At 70.5% G+C, this 16313-nt stretch carries 21 protein-coding genes and 3 pseudogenes; 10 read left to right on the top strand and 14 right to left on the bottom strand.

Annotated features, from left to right (window positions below):
• Positions 1-370 (bottom strand): annotated as a pseudogene (locus tag ACFYO2_RS48390) (hypothetical protein); the annotation flags it as partial.
• Positions 371-519: 149 nt separating this feature from the next.
• On the opposite strand from ACFYO2_RS48390, the gene ACFYO2_RS48385 reads away from it, so the two are divergent.
• Together ACFYO2_RS48385 and ACFYO2_RS48380 are read left to right on the top strand one after the other, a co-directional pair.
• Positions 520-693, top strand: coding sequence for a hypothetical protein (locus ACFYO2_RS48385; RefSeq protein WP_388363600.1), 174 nt, complete (start codon positions 520-522; stop codon positions 691-693).
• 228 nt (positions 694-921) lie between these two features.
• Entirely contained in the window at positions 922-1929 is a 1008-nt protein-coding gene (locus tag ACFYO2_RS48380; protein WP_388363597.1) for a cytochrome c oxidase assembly protein, read from the top strand.
• A 405-nt stretch (positions 1930-2334) separates the two neighbouring features.
• Here the strand turns inward: ACFYO2_RS48380 and ACFYO2_RS48375 are convergent.
• A pseudogene (locus ACFYO2_RS48375) lies at positions 2335-2484 on the bottom strand (DUF5707 domain-containing protein); the annotation flags it as partial.
• A 15-nt stretch (positions 2485-2499) separates the two neighbouring features.
• Entirely contained in the window at positions 2500-2637 is a 138-nt protein-coding gene (locus ACFYO2_RS48370) for a hypothetical protein (RefSeq protein ID WP_388363595.1), read from the bottom strand.
• A 215-nt stretch (positions 2638-2852) separates the two neighbouring features.
• Between ACFYO2_RS48370 and ACFYO2_RS48365 the strand changes: the two genes are divergently transcribed.
• Both ACFYO2_RS48365 and ACFYO2_RS48360 read left to right on the top strand, forming a co-directional pair.
• A complete protein-coding gene (locus ACFYO2_RS48365) occupies positions 2853-4772 on the top strand; it encodes a hypothetical protein (RefSeq protein ID WP_388363593.1) in 1920 nt (639 codons plus the stop codon).
• Between the two features lie 469 nt (positions 4773-5241).
• Positions 5242-5547 (top strand): DUF6207 family protein, encoded by a 306-nt coding sequence (locus tag ACFYO2_RS48360; protein WP_388363590.1) that lies wholly within the window; start codon positions 5242-5244, stop codon positions 5545-5547.
• 242 nt (positions 5548-5789) lie between these two features.
• Here ACFYO2_RS48360 and ACFYO2_RS48355 read toward each other — a convergent pair whose 3' ends face one another.
• The 8 genes from ACFYO2_RS48355 to ACFYO2_RS48320 all read right to left on the bottom strand — a co-directional run bounded on the left by ACFYO2_RS48355 (position 5790) and on the right by ACFYO2_RS48320 (position 10719).
• On the bottom strand, positions 5790-5948 hold the full coding sequence (locus ACFYO2_RS48355) for a hypothetical protein (protein WP_388363587.1): 159 nt from the start codon (positions 5946-5948) through the stop codon (positions 5790-5792).
• A 396-nt stretch (positions 5949-6344) separates the two neighbouring features.
• Positions 6345-6581 (bottom strand): hypothetical protein, encoded by a 237-nt coding sequence (locus tag ACFYO2_RS48350; RefSeq protein ID WP_388363585.1) that lies wholly within the window; start codon positions 6579-6581, stop codon positions 6345-6347.
• Between the two features lie 10 nt (positions 6582-6591).
• The gene (locus ACFYO2_RS48345) at positions 6592-6918 is read right to left on the bottom strand and encodes a hypothetical protein (RefSeq protein ID WP_388363583.1); all 327 of its coding nucleotides are present in this window, start codon (positions 6916-6918) and stop codon (positions 6592-6594) included.
• Positions 6881-7105, bottom strand: coding sequence for a hypothetical protein (locus tag ACFYO2_RS48340; RefSeq protein WP_388363580.1), 225 nt, complete (start codon positions 7103-7105; stop codon positions 6881-6883). Before ACFYO2_RS48340 ends, ACFYO2_RS48345 begins: the two co-directional genes overlap by 38 nt.
• 78 nt (positions 7106-7183) lie before the next feature.
• Positions 7184-7378 carry a hypothetical protein gene (locus tag ACFYO2_RS48335; protein WP_388363577.1) on the bottom strand — a complete coding sequence of 65 codons (195 nt, stop codon included), beginning with the start codon at positions 7376-7378 and terminating at the stop codon, positions 7184-7186.
• 421 nt (positions 7379-7799) lie between these two features.
• Positions 7800-9050: a PP2C family protein-serine/threonine phosphatase gene (locus tag ACFYO2_RS48330; RefSeq protein WP_388363575.1), complete on the bottom strand. Its 1251-nt coding sequence runs from the start codon at positions 9048-9050 to the stop codon at positions 7800-7802.
• 213 nt (positions 9051-9263) lie between these two features.
• On the bottom strand, positions 9264-9716 hold the full coding sequence (locus ACFYO2_RS48325) for a hypothetical protein (protein ID WP_388363572.1): 453 nt from the start codon (positions 9714-9716) through the stop codon (positions 9264-9266).
• 34 nt (positions 9717-9750) lie between these two features.
• Complete coding sequence (locus ACFYO2_RS48320; RefSeq protein WP_388363606.1) at positions 9751-10719, bottom strand: hypothetical protein; 969 nt, start codon at positions 10717-10719, stop codon at positions 9751-9753.
• A gap of 98 nt (positions 10720-10817) precedes the next feature.
• Between ACFYO2_RS48320 and ACFYO2_RS48315 the strand changes: the two genes are divergently transcribed.
• The 4 genes from ACFYO2_RS48315 (at position 10818) to ACFYO2_RS48300 (ending at position 12489) form a co-directional block, all read left to right on the top strand.
• Entirely contained in the window at positions 10818-11279 is a 462-nt protein-coding gene (locus ACFYO2_RS48315) for a DUF6233 domain-containing protein (RefSeq protein WP_388363569.1), read from the top strand.
• A 32-nt stretch (positions 11280-11311) separates the two neighbouring features.
• The gene (locus ACFYO2_RS48310; RefSeq protein WP_388363566.1) at positions 11312-11515 is read left to right on the top strand and encodes a hypothetical protein; all 204 of its coding nucleotides are present in this window, start codon (positions 11312-11314) and stop codon (positions 11513-11515) included.
• A 54-nt stretch (positions 11516-11569) separates the two neighbouring features.
• Positions 11570-11818, top strand: coding sequence for a DUF6207 family protein (locus ACFYO2_RS48305; RefSeq protein WP_388363603.1), 249 nt, complete (start codon positions 11570-11572; stop codon positions 11816-11818).
• A 251-nt stretch (positions 11819-12069) separates the two neighbouring features.
• Positions 12070-12489 carry a hypothetical protein gene (locus ACFYO2_RS48300; protein ID WP_388363563.1) on the top strand — a complete coding sequence of 140 codons (420 nt, stop codon included), beginning with the start codon at positions 12070-12072 and terminating at the stop codon, positions 12487-12489.
• A gap of 303 nt (positions 12490-12792) precedes the next feature.
• On the opposite strand, the gene ACFYO2_RS48295 is transcribed toward ACFYO2_RS48300, so the two are convergent.
• Positions 12793-13473 carry a hypothetical protein gene (locus ACFYO2_RS48295; protein WP_388363560.1) on the bottom strand — a complete coding sequence of 227 codons (681 nt, stop codon included), beginning with the start codon at positions 13471-13473 and terminating at the stop codon, positions 12793-12795.
• Positions 13474-13677: 204 nt separating this feature from the next.
• The gene (locus ACFYO2_RS48290) at positions 13678-14034 is read right to left on the bottom strand and encodes a hypothetical protein (protein WP_388363558.1); all 357 of its coding nucleotides are present in this window, start codon (positions 14032-14034) and stop codon (positions 13678-13680) included.
• 688 nt (positions 14035-14722) lie between these two features.
• Here ACFYO2_RS48290 and ACFYO2_RS48285 point away from each other — a divergent pair.
• Positions 14723-15562: a DMT family transporter gene (locus tag ACFYO2_RS48285; RefSeq protein ID WP_388363555.1), complete on the top strand. Its 840-nt coding sequence runs from the start codon at positions 14723-14725 to the stop codon at positions 15560-15562.
• Here the strand turns inward: ACFYO2_RS48285 and ACFYO2_RS48280 are convergent.
• Positions 15559-15699 (bottom strand): annotated as a pseudogene (locus ACFYO2_RS48280) (RNA-guided endonuclease TnpB family protein); the annotation flags it as partial. The gene ACFYO2_RS48285 and the pseudogene ACFYO2_RS48280 sit on opposite strands and share 4 nt — an antisense overlap.
• A 128-nt stretch (positions 15700-15827) precedes the next feature.
• Between ACFYO2_RS48280 and ACFYO2_RS48275 the strand changes: the two are divergent.
• Positions 15828-16154: a GYD domain-containing protein gene (locus ACFYO2_RS48275; protein ID WP_326673268.1), complete on the top strand. Its 327-nt coding sequence runs from the start codon at positions 15828-15830 to the stop codon at positions 16152-16154.
• The last annotated feature ends 159 nt before the right edge of the window (positions 16155-16313 follow it).

Genomic DNA, 16313 nt, shown 5'->3' with positions numbered 1-16313 from the left:
CTTGACGGCGAAACACCGCTCCCTGCCCTGCTCCGCAGGAGTCCGTTTCCTCTCCGGCGTAAACGCCGGAGTATCCACGGAGGACCCAGATGAAGAAGGCATGGGCGAGCTGGTTGGCCGTGAGCAGGTCCAGGCGACCGTTGGTGACGAACGCGGGCCCGGCGGTGACGGCGAGCACGGCGGGCGAGACTCCGGCGAGGTCTCCGCGTTCCAGCTTGCCGTAGTAGTCGATGCTGACGTCGGCCGGCGCGGCGACCTCGCTCCTGCGCAGCCCGGGCACGCGACGCCGGCTCCCGACCGGCAGCCCCGCCTGCTCCGGGGGTGATCCTGGCTCTCCCGAGGTGAGGAACTCGCGGCCTGGCGCGCTCATCGGAGCCCGCATCGTTCAGGGCGCCACCGCCGCCCTGGTCATCCCCCAGGTGCTGGCGACTTCCACCACATCCTCGAAGGTGAGCGCAAGGCCCGCGCAGTGGCAGCGGCGTACTGATCACCCTGCAGCAGAGCGGACTCGCTCTCGGCGTGGCCACCCTCGGCACGCTCTACCTGGCCCTCGCGCCGCACAACGTCTCCCACGCATTCGCCGGAATCGAGTACGTGCAGATGGGCATCGTCGCCCTGCTCGCGGTCGGCGCCTTCGCCCTGCCGCGCTTCAACCAGGCCGCGTCGGCCGCCACGCCGGTCGTCGACGCCTGAACCCGCTGCCCCGCGAACGCGGAAGCGGAAGCGCTCATGGCCACCACCGCGCATGACCTGGGCGTCGCCGGTTCCGGCCGGGCGGTGCGAGGTGTCCGCTCGCGTCCGCTCGGCGGAGCCGGACACATGGGTTCGGTATGAACCCGGTATGACGGCGGCGCGTCAGGTGCGTGCGGGACCTGCCCGGGAGTACATGGCAGTAGGTCTCGGCGAGGAAGGGAGGTCGCGATGGGCAGTCCGCCCGAGCTGACCACGGGACGGTTGCTGTCATCGTGGCACCTGGATGTGCCGGCGCTGCTGCTGGTCGCCCTGCTCGGCGTGCTGTACGGCTGGGGGGTGCTGCGGGTGAGGCGGTGGGGCGAGCACTGGCCCGTGCCCCGCGTCGTGGCCTTCGCGCTGCTCGGGCTCGGCACGCTCGTCGTGGCCACGATGTCCGCGCTGGCCGTGTACGACCGGGTGCTGTTCTGGCCGGCCGCCGTCCAGAACGTCCTGCTCGACCTGATCGCTCCGCTCGGGCTGGCCCTGGGCGATCCGCTGCGCCTGGCTCTGAGCGCCCTGCCCGGGCCGGCCGTCGGCCGCGTGCGGCGGGCGATGGCCGGGCGAACGGTGCGGCTGCTCACCTTTCCGCTGGTCAGCACGGCCCTGGTGCTCGCGACCGAACTGACGGTGTACTTCACCCCCTACTTCGCGACCGCGCTGCGTGACAGCTGGCTCCACGAGCTGATGTACCTGCACCTGCTGCTCGTCGGATGTCTGTTCGTGGTGCCGGTACTCACCCGCGAGGAGGCACTGCCGAGGTGGTGCACGCATCCGGTCCGCGCGGCGCTGGTGTTCCTCGACGGGGTCATCGACGCCGTGCCGGGCATCGTGGTGATGACCCACGGCACGCTGATCGCCGGGGCCTGGTACCTGCACCATGCGCCTTCCTGGGCTCCGGACACGCGGCACGACCAGCAGCTCGGCGGTGGCGCCATGATCAGCATCGCGGAACTGGTGGCGTTGGCCTTCCTGCTGGCCGTCCTCGTGCAGTGGGCGCACACCGAACGCGTCCAGACGAAGGCCCTGGACCGCCGCCTGGACGCGGAGCAGATCCCCGCGGTGCCGGCGACGCGGGCCGCGCAGGGGCAGGGTGTGGTGGCCGGCGGCGGTGGACGCGGCGCGGACCTCGTCCGCCCGTGGTGGGAGACCGAGAACGGTGAAGTGGCCGAGCGCATCCGGCAGCGGCGGCCGGGCTGAGCGGCGCCGACAGGCCCGCCCGGCCCCGGAGGTCCACGGGGAGAGTAAGGCCCGGGAACCGGCGCTGACCTCAGCGAACGGAACGCATTCCGCGCACAAAGATGCGTACGTACGTCGTTGACCGGCCATCCGCGGCGGGGCCAGGGTGGTGGAGCCCCATCGGATCCCAACCACCCGTTTCCGGTCACCGGACAGCGTGCGGGAGGCCGTGGTAGTCGGGCCCGGTCAGCCAGGTGAAACCGTAGGTACCCAGGCTGTCGTCCGGCTGGCTGACGTCGGACTCCTCACCATTACCGACATCCGCAACGGCTCGTCCCGTCGGCATCACGACCTGCTTTCCTCTGCCGCCGCAGATGAGAGCGCACGCGGCCCTGCGCACGTGCCGCGATCAATTGCGCGTCTGGATCACTCAACGGTGAAGTCGGCCGCCTTGGTGTCCAGCGTAGTGTCGCCGTCCTTGGCGGTGGCCAGGACGGCGACGTGCCACAGTCCGCGCGGGGACGCGTCGGCTTCGGCGCGGGTGACGGTGGCGGTATAGGCGCAGTGCACGGTGTCCTCACCGGACGGCTCTCAGACGGCCGACTCCACGGCGGCCATGTCCTTCGCGGTCCGCTGGCATGCCGGGCAGAGTCCGTGGTGGCCCTCGAGGGCGATGACGGTGCCCCATTCATGACGCGTGGCTACGACGTAGTCATTCGGCCCCGGCATGACGACTCGAAGCGGCCCCGTTTCGTGAAGATCCATGACGGCTCGAAGCGGCCCCGTGCCGGCATCCCGCTCTCTGCCACAGCCTGCGAAGGCTCGGTGGTGCTCGTGGGGCCGCCGAACGACGTCGCAGCCAAAGACGTGTTACTCGGGTGAGGGTCGGTTGCGCCTGGGTTGAGGGCCTTGTCCCGCCGCGAGTCGGCGGGGATCATGACCGCGTGCAGCACCGAGAGGAACTCCACGAACTGCTCGTACGCGCCGGGCTCACGGCCGTCGAGGACGTGCGCCCGGGCAGCCTGTTCCCGCCGGAGGCCGGCTGGCGAATCGCGCGGGGGATCGCGGCGCCGGACGGTACCGCCCGGGAAGCGCTCGATGCCGCGTGGTGGCGCCGCCTTTTTGATGTCGACGGCGAGTTCTTGGTGGCCGTCCTCGGACATCGGATCGGCGGCAACGACTCCTGGTGGACCCGGGTCTGCTACGCCGACGGCGGTGTGCCGGGGCTGACCGGCGACCCCGGGTTCATGGCGCTCTCCCTCGACGGGCAGGTGCTGCTGGCAGAGGTGCCCGGCGCGGACGGGCCTCGGGTGACGGCCGTCGACCGACTGCCGGAGCGGCTGGAGGAGGCCGCCGCGGCCGCCGGGCGCGAGACGGAGGTCGAGCGCGCCGAGGTGTGGGCGGCGGTGCCCGGCCGACGTGCGTGGCCTCTGCACTGGGCGGAGGGGATCGGGTCCAATCCGGCCGCGCCGGACGAGCTGCTGATCCGGCTGCTGGATGTGGCGGAGGGCTTCCTGCACGGCTGTGACCGGCCCGCCGTCCTCGACGCCGCCGTGGCGCACCCCGATCCGCGGGTGCGATCGACACCCGCCGACACCTTCCGGCCGAAGCTCACGTCCGATCAGTGGGTACGCCTGGTCCGTGCCGAACCGTCGCCGGGGCGGCGCGTGCTCTGGGCGGAGCATGCCCGCATCTGGGGCGCCGAACTCCCCGAGGACCTGTATGACGACCTCCTCGCCGGCCCGTCCCGGGCCCTGGCCGCCGAACTCCCGGGGCTCCCCGCACACCGCCTCCCCGGCCTCGCGGCCGACGCCGATCCCCGGGTGCGGACGGCGGCCTGCGGCCGGTGGGAAGACCTCGCCGCGCCGCTGCGGGCGCGGCTGCTGGCCGACATCGACGACGCGGTGCGCACGGCGGCGCTGCTCGCCCACCACACCGGCGTCCCCATGCCCCGCGAGGTCTTCGCCGCGCTTCCCGCGCCGCTGCGGGCGCTCGAAGGGTGCCGCCTCGAGCCCGAGTTGGAGGCGGAGCTAATCCGGTACGGGGACACGGAGGTACGCCGGGCGCTGGCCGCCAACCCGGGCCTGGGCGCGCACGGCGTCGCCGTCCTGGCGGAGGACCCGCACGACGACATCCGCTCCGCGGTGGCGCTGCGGTCCGACCTCACCGAGGAGCAGCGTGCCGCGGTGCGCTACGACTTCGACCCGACGTCGATGTCGCACACCCTGCCCTGGGTCGAGGGCCTGCACGGTGACGCCGACGCGATGCGCCGACTCGCAACGTCGTCCCATCCGCTCATCCGCCGCAGTGTGGCCCGTGCCCGGCATCTTCCATCAGACGTCGTGGAGCGTCTGGCGCGTGACGAAGACCGGGCGGTCCGCCTGTTCCTCGCCGAATCGTGCGACGACGCGCCGACCGACATGCTGCTGGAGGTCTGGCGCTGGTGGGACGGCAGCTTCAGTCACCCCGACCGCCCCCGAAGCCACCCTCACTTCCCCCGTGCGGGCCTGCTGCGCTACGCCGACGACCCCAGCGGGCGGATGCGCCGCCTGGCCCTGGACGATCCGGAGTCGACGGCGGCCGACGTCGCGCGCCTGGCCCGGGACCCCGAAGCCGAGGTGCGCCGCCACGCGGCCGAGGACCCCCGGCTTTCACCGGCCGATGCCGTGCGGCTGCTGGACGACCCGGCTGCCCACGTCCGCGGGACCGCGATGCGCAATCCGCGGCTGCCGGCCCGCGTCCTGGCCGGGCTGCTGCACGACCGCGATACGGCATGCGCGGCGGTCACCAACCCGGCGATCCCGGTCCCCGTCCTGCACCGCATCCTGGCCGCGGCCGCGGCAGCCGTGTCAGCCCGGCGCTGAACACCGCCACCCGCACGGCGGCCGTGGCGGCCTGACGCTGAACTCCGGCGCGCCTTAGCCGGTCACCCCTACGCCAACCCCGCGAATACCCGCCGGGGCCGGGCTGTTCCTACGTGCGCCGCCTGGGCGACTTGAGTCGGCCCCATTTGAGCAGCGGCGGCCTTCGCAGGCTCCGGCAGAGACCGGGATGCCGGCACGGGGCCGCTTCGAGCCGTCATGCCGGGGCGGAATGACGACGTTGTAGCCAATGACACGGTCCATCCGGCGCAGTCGGAAGTAGTTTTAAAGCACGTCCACGCATGCTGGGAGGCCCGCACCAGAATCTCCCAGTGCTCACGGAAGACAGCCACCAGCCCTGGGAGCATGTTGGGAATGGCGGGGAACTGTCCCACCGGCTGAACTTCGCTCTCCCGGGTGGATTAGCGACCGCCGGCGAACCGTGGCCGGTGGGTCGGTCGTCGGGCTCGGCATGGAACGCATAGACGAACAGCGCATGGCGCAACCCGGCCTGGTCATCCTGGACATCACCGCCGCCGACGAAGCAACCGCGCGCGCCGCGATGACCGAGCTGGACCGGCTGTGGGCGACCTCCGGCATCGCGGTGGTGCGGCGGGTGCCCGGCGAACCGGGGGTGAAGGCGCGACTGTACGCGCATTTACGGCGTCGTCCCGCGGCGCCACCGCGCGGTGATGACACTGTGCCGTACGCGGCCCTGCTCGGGGCTTACTGGCTGGAGCCCGACCGGGAGGAGCCCGGAGGTCGTCATCATGCGTGAAGGCGGGTAGAGCCGACATGGTGATGGTCGTGAGCGCGGCGGTGAACGTTTTCCCTTCACACCATCACCGCAGGGGCCCAGGCCTGGAGAACGGTGGCCGCCGCAGCTGTCCCACTTCCTCCGCTGGCATCGCAGACCCGCGTACGCAGGACGGCGCGCCCGGCCGTGAAAGGCAGGGCGCGCCGCGTTACGGAAGCGAACGGGCCCCATTCTCAGCATTTGCCGGCCCGCGGGCTTGAGGGTCAGTGCCGGCGGCGCTCGCCGCGGTCGCCGCCCCAGGAAGCCTCGTCGACGAGACAGTCCCGGTGCTTGTGCAGGGTGTCGGGGTCGTTGTCCCACACGTAGTTGCGGCAGGCCTGGGAGAGGTCGGTGGCGGTGTCGCGGCCTTCGCCGGTGTGCATGCGGCCGGTCGCGCGGCCGGCCAGACGGTAGAAGTTGAAGGTGTGACATTCACGGAAACGGACACAAGGTCCCCCTGCATGGTGCGGGCAGACCCCGCCCCGCGGCCCAGGCCGGGGGCGGGGACGGTGCGGGTGCCAGTGGCGGCCGGCCGGCCGCGCACCCACACCGTAGCCACCACACCCACCGCCAGCGAGTGATACACGACCTGCGGTGACGACTCGGCTGGGCGGTGCCCGCTCCGGGGCGGGCACCGCCCAGCCACCACCGAAGAACCTCTAATACGCGGCACAGACCGGGGGCGGCGCGGCCATCGCCTCCCTGATGTCGATCCTTGCCCCCTGGGCGGTGGTCACCGCGATCAAGGCAACCCGCAAGCAGGATCCGCCTGCCACCGCCTAACCGCGGGGCGGCGGTCCACCCGGTTGGCCCCAGTGCTTCGGTCCGCCCCCGCGCCAGTCGATCCACGACACCTGCGCCACCTCCGCCGGATCGATCTCCAGCCCGGCCCGGCGGAGCAACTCCGCGACGTCGCCCAGTCCGTACGCCAGACCGAGGATCTCACCGTCCACACGCACCCGTCGGCCACCCGTCGGTGACGGCGCATGCACCACCACTCGAATCGATCCGGACATGTTCCCAGGATCATCCGGCCCGCAAGGGACCGCACCGCAGGGCGGTCAGACGCGGGGGCGCCGACCGAGGCGGCGATGCCGACTGGCAGCACGGCCTGGCATTTCGCGCATCGATCGGCTCCTGGTGCAACTTCTGCGCGGCCGTCTTCTTGGACGTGGTCTTCTTCGCAGGCAGGTCGTGCACCTCGGCTTCCGTGTCCTCACCGCGGGAGGCCTTGGCCTGCTGCACGGACTCCGTCAGGGCGGCCATGAGGTCCAAAACCTTGCCCGGCTCCCCGGACTCCGGCGCCTCGGGCAGCTCACGGTCCTCCCGCTTCGCTTCGATGATCTTCGCCATGGCGCCGGTGTGGGCGTTCCTGGAACTCCGGCCCGTCGGAATTCTCGCGGCTCATGCTCTCCAGCAGGGCGAGCGCGCCCTCGATCTCGTCCTCCGTCAGCTCCACGGGCGGCGGCAGCAGCTCAGAGGGATCGCGGATCTCGTCCGGCCACCGCATCGCATGCTGCACGATCACCTCCTCACGCACCCGCGACGGGGTTGAGGTGAGGTGCGCAGGCCGGCAGGAAGAGGCCCCAGACGCGGCAGGGGCGAGGCCCGCGAGGGCTCAGTCCCCGAGGCCGTCGCGCAGCAGGCGCCGGGCCACCTCGGTGCGAGCCGCGGCAAGTTCCGTGGCGATCCGCTCGGTCCGGCGGGCCTGCGGCACCACCGCGGCCGCCATGGGCTCCCCGACGAGCAGACAGGCGCGCCGCAGATGGGTCGGCGGGGCGGGTGGCGTCGACCTGGTGCCCGCGCCGGGCACCAGCGCGACGCTGACGTTCGTACTCCTGCTCCGGGACGGACACCGCGTACGCGGTGAGCAGCCCCCACAGCTCGTCGGCCCGGGCCGCGGCCTCCCGGGCGGACCTCGAAGCGATCCGGTGATGAGCAACCGGTCCATGAGGCCCACCGCCGCCTCCGTGGAAGCGGTACGGGCGGCCAGCCGGTCGGCGAGGTACTCGGCCCGCATCCCGGCCCGCGACGTCCACGCTGGCTCGAGGCGGGCCGGCTATCGGGCGGCCCCGGCCCCGTGGCGACCGCGCAGCTGGCCACGTTCGCGTGTACCTGGCTGGGGAGAAAACCCCGTCCTCCGACAAGTGGAGAAGCTGGCGAAGGCCCGGGAGGCCGCATAGACCAGCGTGACCACGCTCATGGGGGAGGCGTTGATCTCGCACGCAGCTCAGTCAGATCATCGGCGACATCGAGTCGGACGTGCCATGGTCCTCGACGGGTGCAGCCGTTTCCGAGGCGCCGTGCCATTCGCACAGCAGGACGGTGGCGTCGTCGTTGAGGTGCCCGTCGTGATGCTCGAGCACGGCCCGCACCAGGCGGCGCAGGGTTTCGGGGGTCGGCAGGCCGTCGGCCTGGTGGCGGATGACGAAGTCGACGAAGCGGTCGCGGCCGAACTCGCGTCCTTTGGCGTCACGGGCTTCGATGATGCCGTCGGTGTAGAGCAGCAGCTGGTCGCCGGGCTCCAACTGCTCGCGGCACAGGGTCGCGGGAAGGCCGAGGTCGGTGCCGACCGGGTGGGTAGGGGTGCAGGTCAGGTGGGTGGTCCAACGTCGGCCGCGGATCAGGACGGGTGGGTGGTGGCCGCAGTTGATCCAGGTCAGTACACCGGTGTTGAGGTCGAGGTCGGCCAGGACTGCGGTGGCGTAGCGGGATCGGGCGAACTGTTCGAGCAGGGTGGCTTCGATGGCGTCGCGGGCTTCGGTGAGGCTGTTGCCTTGGCGTCGCTGGTTGCGGCAGGTGGCCATGGCGAGGTTCGCGGTCAGCCCGGCTGAGGTGTCGTGGCCCATGGCGTCGAAGACCGCAAGGTGAGCGGTGTCGCCGGCCAGGGCGTAGTCGAAGGCGTCACCGGCGGTGGCGTACGCGGGCTCCATCGTCGCGGCGATGGTCACCCGCTTGTTCGCGAACGTCCGGGGTGGCATCAGCGTCCACTGCATCTCCGCGGACACCGTCATCGGACTGACACGGGTGAGGCGGGCGTAGGAGTCGCTGTGGTGACGCTTGGAGACCAGCAGCAGGCCCACCAGCGAAGCCAGGCCGTCCATCGCTGCCCGCGTGGGCTTGTCCGGTTCACCGTCAGTTTCGATACACAGGACACCGAGGCGTTCGGTGCCGTCCAGCACCGGCAACCAGTGCTGCATCCGGCCGTCGACCGGCGCGGAGTACGACTGCCCATCCCGAAAGACCCGGCCCGCCAGCGTGGCGTCGATCCGCAGCTCCCGCCCGCCCGCTCCGGCGTCCAGGCCCTGCCCGGTGGCCTCCCGCAGCACCAGTTCCTGGATGTCGGCCACGTAGATACGTGCCCGGTGCAGCCCGGCCTCGTCGGCATGGTGGGTCACCAGGGCCGGCAGCTCCTCAAACGCGGACAGGTGACTGGCCCGCAGCAAGGCGTGGAGCATGCGGGACGAGTCCTCGAGCGAAGCCATGCGGTCAACCTGTCTGGCCGGGACCTCCCGCAGCCGCCCCCACCACCAACCCACCGCCCCGAGAGGCCCTTGCCCTCGGCAGAGGAAACGAGAAGCCCGAAACGGACGTTCGCAACCACATTAACCCCGTCGCAGACGTACACGCCCTCCATCACCGCGCCGAGCGAGTGGGTCCCTGACGCGGCCGCGCCTGCGGAAACCGCCAGAAGGCGGCTAACCGTAGACAGGACGCCGGTAGACCTCGATCGCCTCCCGTGCCATTGGCGCCTGCTCCCACTCCCCGCGGTACTCGCCGCTCGGCCGGTGCCGGCCGCGGACCATGCGGCCGGCCATCTCCGCCACATCCTGCGGGGTCGCGAAGATCCGGTGCAGCGGGGCAGCCGGCTTCTTCTCGAGGATGTCCGACGTACTGGGACCGGTCAGGGCGTAGGCCCAGCCCGTCTCCTCCTCCCAGTACAGCCGGATGCCGCCGAGCCCGCCCGTACGGCTCACATCCCACACCAGCCGCAGAAACATCCGCACACCGTAATGGTGGGAAGAGTGACCCACCCGCACCGCCCCGGGCGGGACTCCCTCAGCAGCGAGGGCGCGGTCGACGGCCTGCGCGCAGGGCCAGTGCGGCAGGATCTCCGGCTCGCCCGGCAACCCCGGCGGCGCAAGCAGCACAGGCCTCACCTCCACACGAAAGGAGCGGATCGGATCACGACGCGTGCCGGAAGACGGTCGCCGGACCGATGACGCCGGGGCCGAACTTGTCACGGACACGGTCGATGGCCGCCTCTGCCACCAGCCGGGCCTCGCGGGCGCCGTCGAGGCTGATCTGCTGGGCGACCTGATCGGCGCCGACCAGGTCGTCACCCCTGAGGGCCAGCCCGGTCAGGCGGCCGCGCTGCAGTCCTGCGGCATCCATCAACTGGTAGGCCAGAGCCCGCAGATCGTCGTCGTGCGCGGACGGCTCGGCAAGGCGGCGGGTCTTCTCCCACGACGTGCCGCCGGCGAACCTCAGTGTCAGCGTCAGCGCACGGGCCACCTGGCCGCGGCGGCGCAGCAGGATCCCGAGGCGGACCACGAGATCGAGCAGGGCGGCGCGAGCGTCGGCGCCGTCCAGGACGTGCCGGTCGAAGGCACGGCGCACGGTCGCGGCGGCGGGTAGCATGCGGGGGACGACGGGCCGCGGGTCGACACCGCGGGCACGGTCGGCAGCTTGGCGGCCGGCGCGGCCCCCGAGAAGGCGCTGCACCGTCTCAGCGGGAACGGCGGCGAGCAGGCCGACGCTGTGGATGCCGTAGTCGCGCAGTACTGCCGCCTGACGGGGGCCGATGCCGTGCAGGGCCTCAACCGGCAGCGGCCCCAGCCAGGCAGCGACCTGGCCGGGGGCGACGGCGAGGACGCCGCCGGGCGCGTCGATCCGGCCGGAGGCGGTCGCCGCGACGGTGATGGACGGTCCGATGCCGACGCGGACGTCGACCCCGAGGCGGGAGAGGGTGCGCACCCGCAGCACCTCTCCCAGGCGGCGGGCATCGGTGCCGTGATAGCGCAGCGCGCCCTTCAGCTCCACCAGAGCCGCGGTGGGCGGCAGGGCCTGCACGACCGGGGACAGTTCCGCCAGCAGCTCCAGAACCTGCCGGTAGCGCTCCTCCGGCAGCCTATCCGGGCAGCGCACATGCATCACCGTGCTCCGACCCGCTGATGTCTCCGCCGTCACGGCACCCACCTCCCACGCCCCATATTATCGAACGCTAAATCGAACACGCGAGGGCGCCAACCGTGGATCATGAGCATAGAATCAAAAATATGTTCGATGCTCTGCCGCCCGACCTGGAGCGCCTGCACACTCTGCGGGTGTGGCATGCGATGTGGCTGCAGCGCATCGACCGCAAGATCGCAGCCGTGCGGAAGCGGCAGGCCGAAGAGGAACACGGCAAGCGCAACCGTCCCCAGGCGCCGGACTGGGTCGTCCAACTCGGCATCGGAACCGGACGCCCGCCCGTCCAGATCCACGCCGGTAGCTGCCACATGAAAGGCACCCGCCTGCGCCCCGTCGACCGCGACGAAGCCCGCCACCTGCTCACCACCGGACTACCCGCCTGCACCCACTGCCAGCCCGACGTCCACCTCCACATCCTCGACTTAGAGCTCCGATGGCCGACGGCCCAGGATGCGCATCGGCCGCCAGGGCGCGTCGACCGAACGCCAGTACCAGCTGGTCGTAAGCTGCAGCCGCAGTGACCCCCACCGGTCACCCACAACAGGACCACCCCATGAGCACTACCCCCGTTCCCCCGATCGCCGAACCGGACCCCTCCGCCCTGACCTGCCCCGGCAGCCTGGTCGGCCCCTGCTCCGGATGCCAGCGCCCCACCCACAAGTACGGCAGCGGCGGCAGCCCCCTGTGCCAGTGGTGCATGGCCCCGGTCATGGAGAAGTGGGGCCCGACCGTGCGCTTCACCAGCACGCGCTCCTAGGCCGGCCCGCCGCACCCAAGCCCGCCGCGCACTCGGTCCGGGAAAGGCGCCAGGATCGGAGAACTTCTGCCGGCGCCAGCGCGTAATGCCTCCACGAGGCCGATCAACGAAGCACATGTGGCAGCACCGGGACTGGCCGTGGTGGACGTCGCCGCCGCCGCCGACGCATCCGCGTTCGCGGTCCACGAACTGCTCGCCGCACGGTGCGCGATCGCACCGGCGGACCGTACGACCCCCAAGGCCGGCGAGCCCGGCGTGCGACTGCGCTGCTTCCTGGATCTCCGCCAAAAGCCCGACACGTAACCTCCACGGGCGGGGTGCCTTGTGGCCGGCCAGGTCGCCGCGATGGACAGCGCGCCCCCGGTCCGCCATGCTGCCTTGGCGATCATGCGCCAGCGGTGGCCGCATTGTGTGAAGGGTGGGTATTGGTGGAGCAATTGCAGGTCGAGGCTGTGCCGCCGGAACGCATCCGTTACCGGTGTACACGTCTCCAACGCGTACTGCCTGTTCTGCCCCTCGTTGTCCTCGTCGTGGGCACGAGGGTCTTCGAGTGGATGACCTCGAAGATCGCCGGGTCTGAGATAGCCGAGTCGTTGGGTACGTGGACCGCCATGCTGCTCGTGCTGCTGATCCTCGGGCAGCACTTCGGCGTCACTCTCACGGAGTCGACGGCCGTCGTGCACAGCCTCCGGCGCCGGACCATCCATTGGTCCAACGTCCAGGCCATCCGTGTCGAACGCCTCCATGGGAACCAAATCGTTGTGATCTACGAAGCGGGTGGCCGTCGTACCCGCCTGCGGGCACCGATCACCGGGTTCCTCTGCTGGGATCGCGAGTTCGAGGAGAAGTTCCGCACCATCGGCCGGTGGTGGCTGGACCACCGCGGCCCGGATTGGACGCCTGCCCTGCTTCCGGGGGCGCAGTGGGGCGCCCCACCGGTTCCTGACGGGAACCCATTTGCCTCTCCCACGTAGTCGGCGGCCAGTCCACGCACCCTCAGGCGGTGGATGCTTCCTGGAGGCCCTGGGGGCGGATCCGGTGCTCTCGCCGTCGTTGCCGCAGGCGGTCACTCCCCGGAGGGCCGAGGCGGCGATGCCGGCCGCCAGCACGGCGTTGCATACGCGGAGAGAAAACGTGATCGGCCCCTGGTGCAGAGGACGACGGAACGCCGCTTTCAGGCGCTGCGCGGTCGGCGTCCCGACGTCTTCTTCCCCGCCGCCTTCTTCGTGGTCTTCTTCGCGGCGGCCTTCGTGGCCGGCTGCTTAAGTCCGGACTGACTACTGTGGCAGGCACGGCTCAGCGGTCGTTGGTTTCCTTCGCTCCCCCTCCGGGGTGAAGGTGAAGGATCGGTGGAACAGGCCATCTCCGAAGCGCACCGCGAGAAGAAGCGGTTGCTCGTGGTCGGGCGGCCACGACTCGGTCCCGGGCTCGCTGCCGTTCCACAGGTGGAAGACCACCATCGGCTGCTTCGGATCCTTGCTGAGGTAGCCGAGCGTCTTTCCGTACAGAGGATTGTTTCCTCCGAACAGCACGGAGGGAGCACCGAACTCCGCCATCACGTCCGCCCATGTGCAGTCCTCCCTGGCCCACTGCCGGACACGACCCTTGAGGGCTTCGTACGCCTCCTCCGCGAGAACCCCGTCCGGCTTGAGCCAGCCGCGTTGCTGCGCGAACTCCGCGTACACCGACGCCATGCCGTACTCGTAGTGTTGCCCAGGGATCAAGTCTCGGAAGGCCCCGGTCACACCAACAGCAGACCAGAGCCCGCGGTCTTCCCAGTCTCGCCGCTGCTGAATGAACGCCCCGGGCTGACGTTCAACGAACAGCAGGTGATCAAGCAGGATACGAAGAGCCAACTCGCCCCCAAACATCCCGGGCCGGCGGAGCGCGAGATTGAGCTCGTCAACAAGGTGAGCATGTACCTCTTCGGCAGTGGCAAGCGGCGTGGAAAGGGGCACGTGCACAGTCTCCCGCATCAGGAGCCCCGCGGACCGCTCACCTGCCTCGCCGTCTGCTGTCCTTGCAGTAAACGAGCTTGGTCTTGTCGGGATGCAACCGCAGCCCGACTTCCTCCATCCTCGCTTCGAGCGCCGCCCACACCTGCCCGGCCTGACGCTCGGTCACACAATGCACCACCGCATCATCCGCATAACGACGACTGCTCACCAGCCCCCGTTCGTCACGTACAACGCGTACGGGATCAGGACCGCCGGCAGAGTCAGCAGGCGTGGCTTGAGAGAGCGGCCGACACGCATGGGGCGGAGGACGTCGAAGAGGAGGAGCAGGAGGAGAACGAGGGCGCCGATCAGGATCAGGGCGATCAGGGCGAAGCCGTTGTTCTCGATCTGGTCGTAGGTGCAGCCGTCCAGGTCGCGGCGGCCCAGATCGTCGTACTCGCAGTGGCCGTAGACGACGTACCAGCGCGTGCAGAGGATGGCGAGGGCCGCGGGAACACCTATCAGGAGGTGAACCAGGAGCGGCGGCAGGTAGCCGCGCAGGGCGGGGAGAACGGTACGCATCCGGCCACCCCACCAGGGCAGGGTCGGCCCGGGCTATGACGGAAGCCACTCCTCCGGCCACAGGCGTCACGTCGAATGCCTCGGTGCACCCCGAGCGGTCGCCGTCGGCGCGGGCCTTGGTGGTGAAAGCGGGCCAGCGGGCCTCCGCTCCCGGCGCGCGACGACCTCATGGGCTGCAGCGGAACTTGCTTCGCCGCCTGGATGACCTGGTCGAGCGCGTGCGGGTCGGAGTCGTCCTGGTCGACGTGTCCAGGCACTTTGCGGATCAGGTTCGATCAGCTGGCTGAACAGACGTGAGGAACCGGCGGACTTGTCCTCGGGGTCGGGTTCGGGTGTCGCCTCTGCGATGGTCTGGGCGACAACTTGGGCGACGTCTCCTGTCCGGAGCTGGCGGGCGCGTCGCTGGCCTTCGATCTCCCGAGGCGTCCGTTGCATCACGTCAGGTGGTCCGGCCGCCTCGGGACCGGCAGACGCGGGTGGCTCGATGAAGCCCGGCCCCGTCCGGCCTGCCCGGTGAGAGGTATCGGCTGGGCGGCGGAGCGGCGCCAGGCGGCGCCGACCACTCCGCGCTTCTGGATGTCGGCGAGAGTCACCACGAAAAGCGGCAGGCCCTGGCCCGGCGCACCCGCGTCGCGTGGCAGGCGCAGAGCGGTGGCAGGCGCAGAGCGGATCCGCGAAGAATGTGGAGATGGGGATCGTATTGCCGACCTTGTTCGCGCTTTTGGCCGCGCTCAGCAATGCGCTCGCCACCGTACTGCAACGCCGTGCCGCGCAGAGCGTGCCGCAGTCCCAGGGATTTCGCCCGGGGCTCATCCTCGATCTCCTGCGACGGCCTGTATGGGTGGCCGGGGTGTCGACGGTGATCGTGGCGGGTCTGTGCCAGGCGGTCGCCCTGGCGACCGGACCGCTCTCCCTGGTGCAGCCGCTGTTCGTCCTGGAGTTGCCTCTGGCCCTGCTGCTCGCTCCGGCCCTGCGACGCCGTCGGCCGTCCGGCGCGTTGGTGCTGAAGCTGTTCGTCGTCGTCGCGGGACTGGGGCTGGCGCTGTTGTCCGCCGCGCCCACCGGCAACCGCACACACGTGTCCATCGACCGCTGGCTTCCGGTGCTGGCCGCCTCCGCAGGGGCCGTCGTCGCTCTGACCGCCACGGGGGTGAGGCGATCCCCGGGTAGGTTCCGCGCTGCTTGTCTCGGCACGGCCACCGCGATCTGCTTTGCCCTCACGGCCGGCCTCATGAAGACGGCCGTACACATCCTCGGTGAGGCCGGCCTCGGCGGGTTCCTCACCTCCTGGCAGACCTACGCCTTCGGCGCGAGCGGTGTCTGCGCCATGCTGCTGCTGGAACACGCTCTGCAGAGCGGCCCCCTGATCGCTTCGCAGCCCGCACTCACCCTCGGCGACGCCGCCATGAGCTTCCTCCTCGGCGTCCTGGTATACGAGGAAAACGTGCGGGCCGGATGGTGGCTGCTGCCGCTGGCGATCGGGATCGGGATCGTCATCGCCGGAGTGCTCGCCCTGGTCAGGATTTGAGGTCTTAGAGCTCCACAGACAGACGCCGCCGGCCCGGCGGCCAGAAGTTTCTTCGCCGCGTTCACGTCCCGGTCGTGGGCCGTACCGCAGTCGCCCGTCCACGTACGGACATTGAGCGGCATCTTTGCTTGCCGGGTGGGTCGTCTCACTCGTTGGCTGTGGCAGTGCCGGTCATTGTCCCCAGCCGTTCGGGGGACACGCGGGCCGCATCTGGCGCGTTTCCCGCCCCGCCGGGGCATCCCTTGGTGGAACGAAAGGAGACATGATGCCGCTCTATCTATCGAGGTTCAGCTACACACCGGAGACTTGGGCGAGGCTGATCGTCCATCCCGAGGACCGCGCAAAGGCTGCTCAGGCGTACATCGAGTCCGTCGGCGGGAAGCTCCACGGCTTCTGGTACGCCTTCGGCACGCACGACGGCTACAACCTGTGGGAGGCCCCCGACAACGTGTCCATGGCCGCGGTTGCGCTGGCGATTAGTGGAGGCGGCGCGCTCAGCTCGTTCGAGACGACAGTTCTCCTGACCGTCGATGAAACCATGGATGCCCTGCGCAAAGCCGAACGAATCCAGTACCGGGCGCCGGGCGCGTAGCGGTCCAGGCCGATGCATTCTCCGGTGATGAGATGAGTGGTGCAGCCAGGTGTGTTCATTCGGCAACTGGCGTACGGGTGTTGACTGGCATGTGACGGTCCTGGCCCTGGGGGGTGACGATGCGCACCCTCGCCGTGCGACGGCCGGGGTTTCGCAGGG

It is taken from the genome of Streptomyces sp. NPDC006602 (assembly GCF_042870385.1).
Classification (GTDB): domain Bacteria; phylum Actinomycetota; class Actinomycetes; order Streptomycetales; family Streptomycetaceae; genus Streptomyces.
Note: the sequence above shows the minus strand (reverse complement) of the source record. Positions and strands in the feature narration are given on the sequence as shown.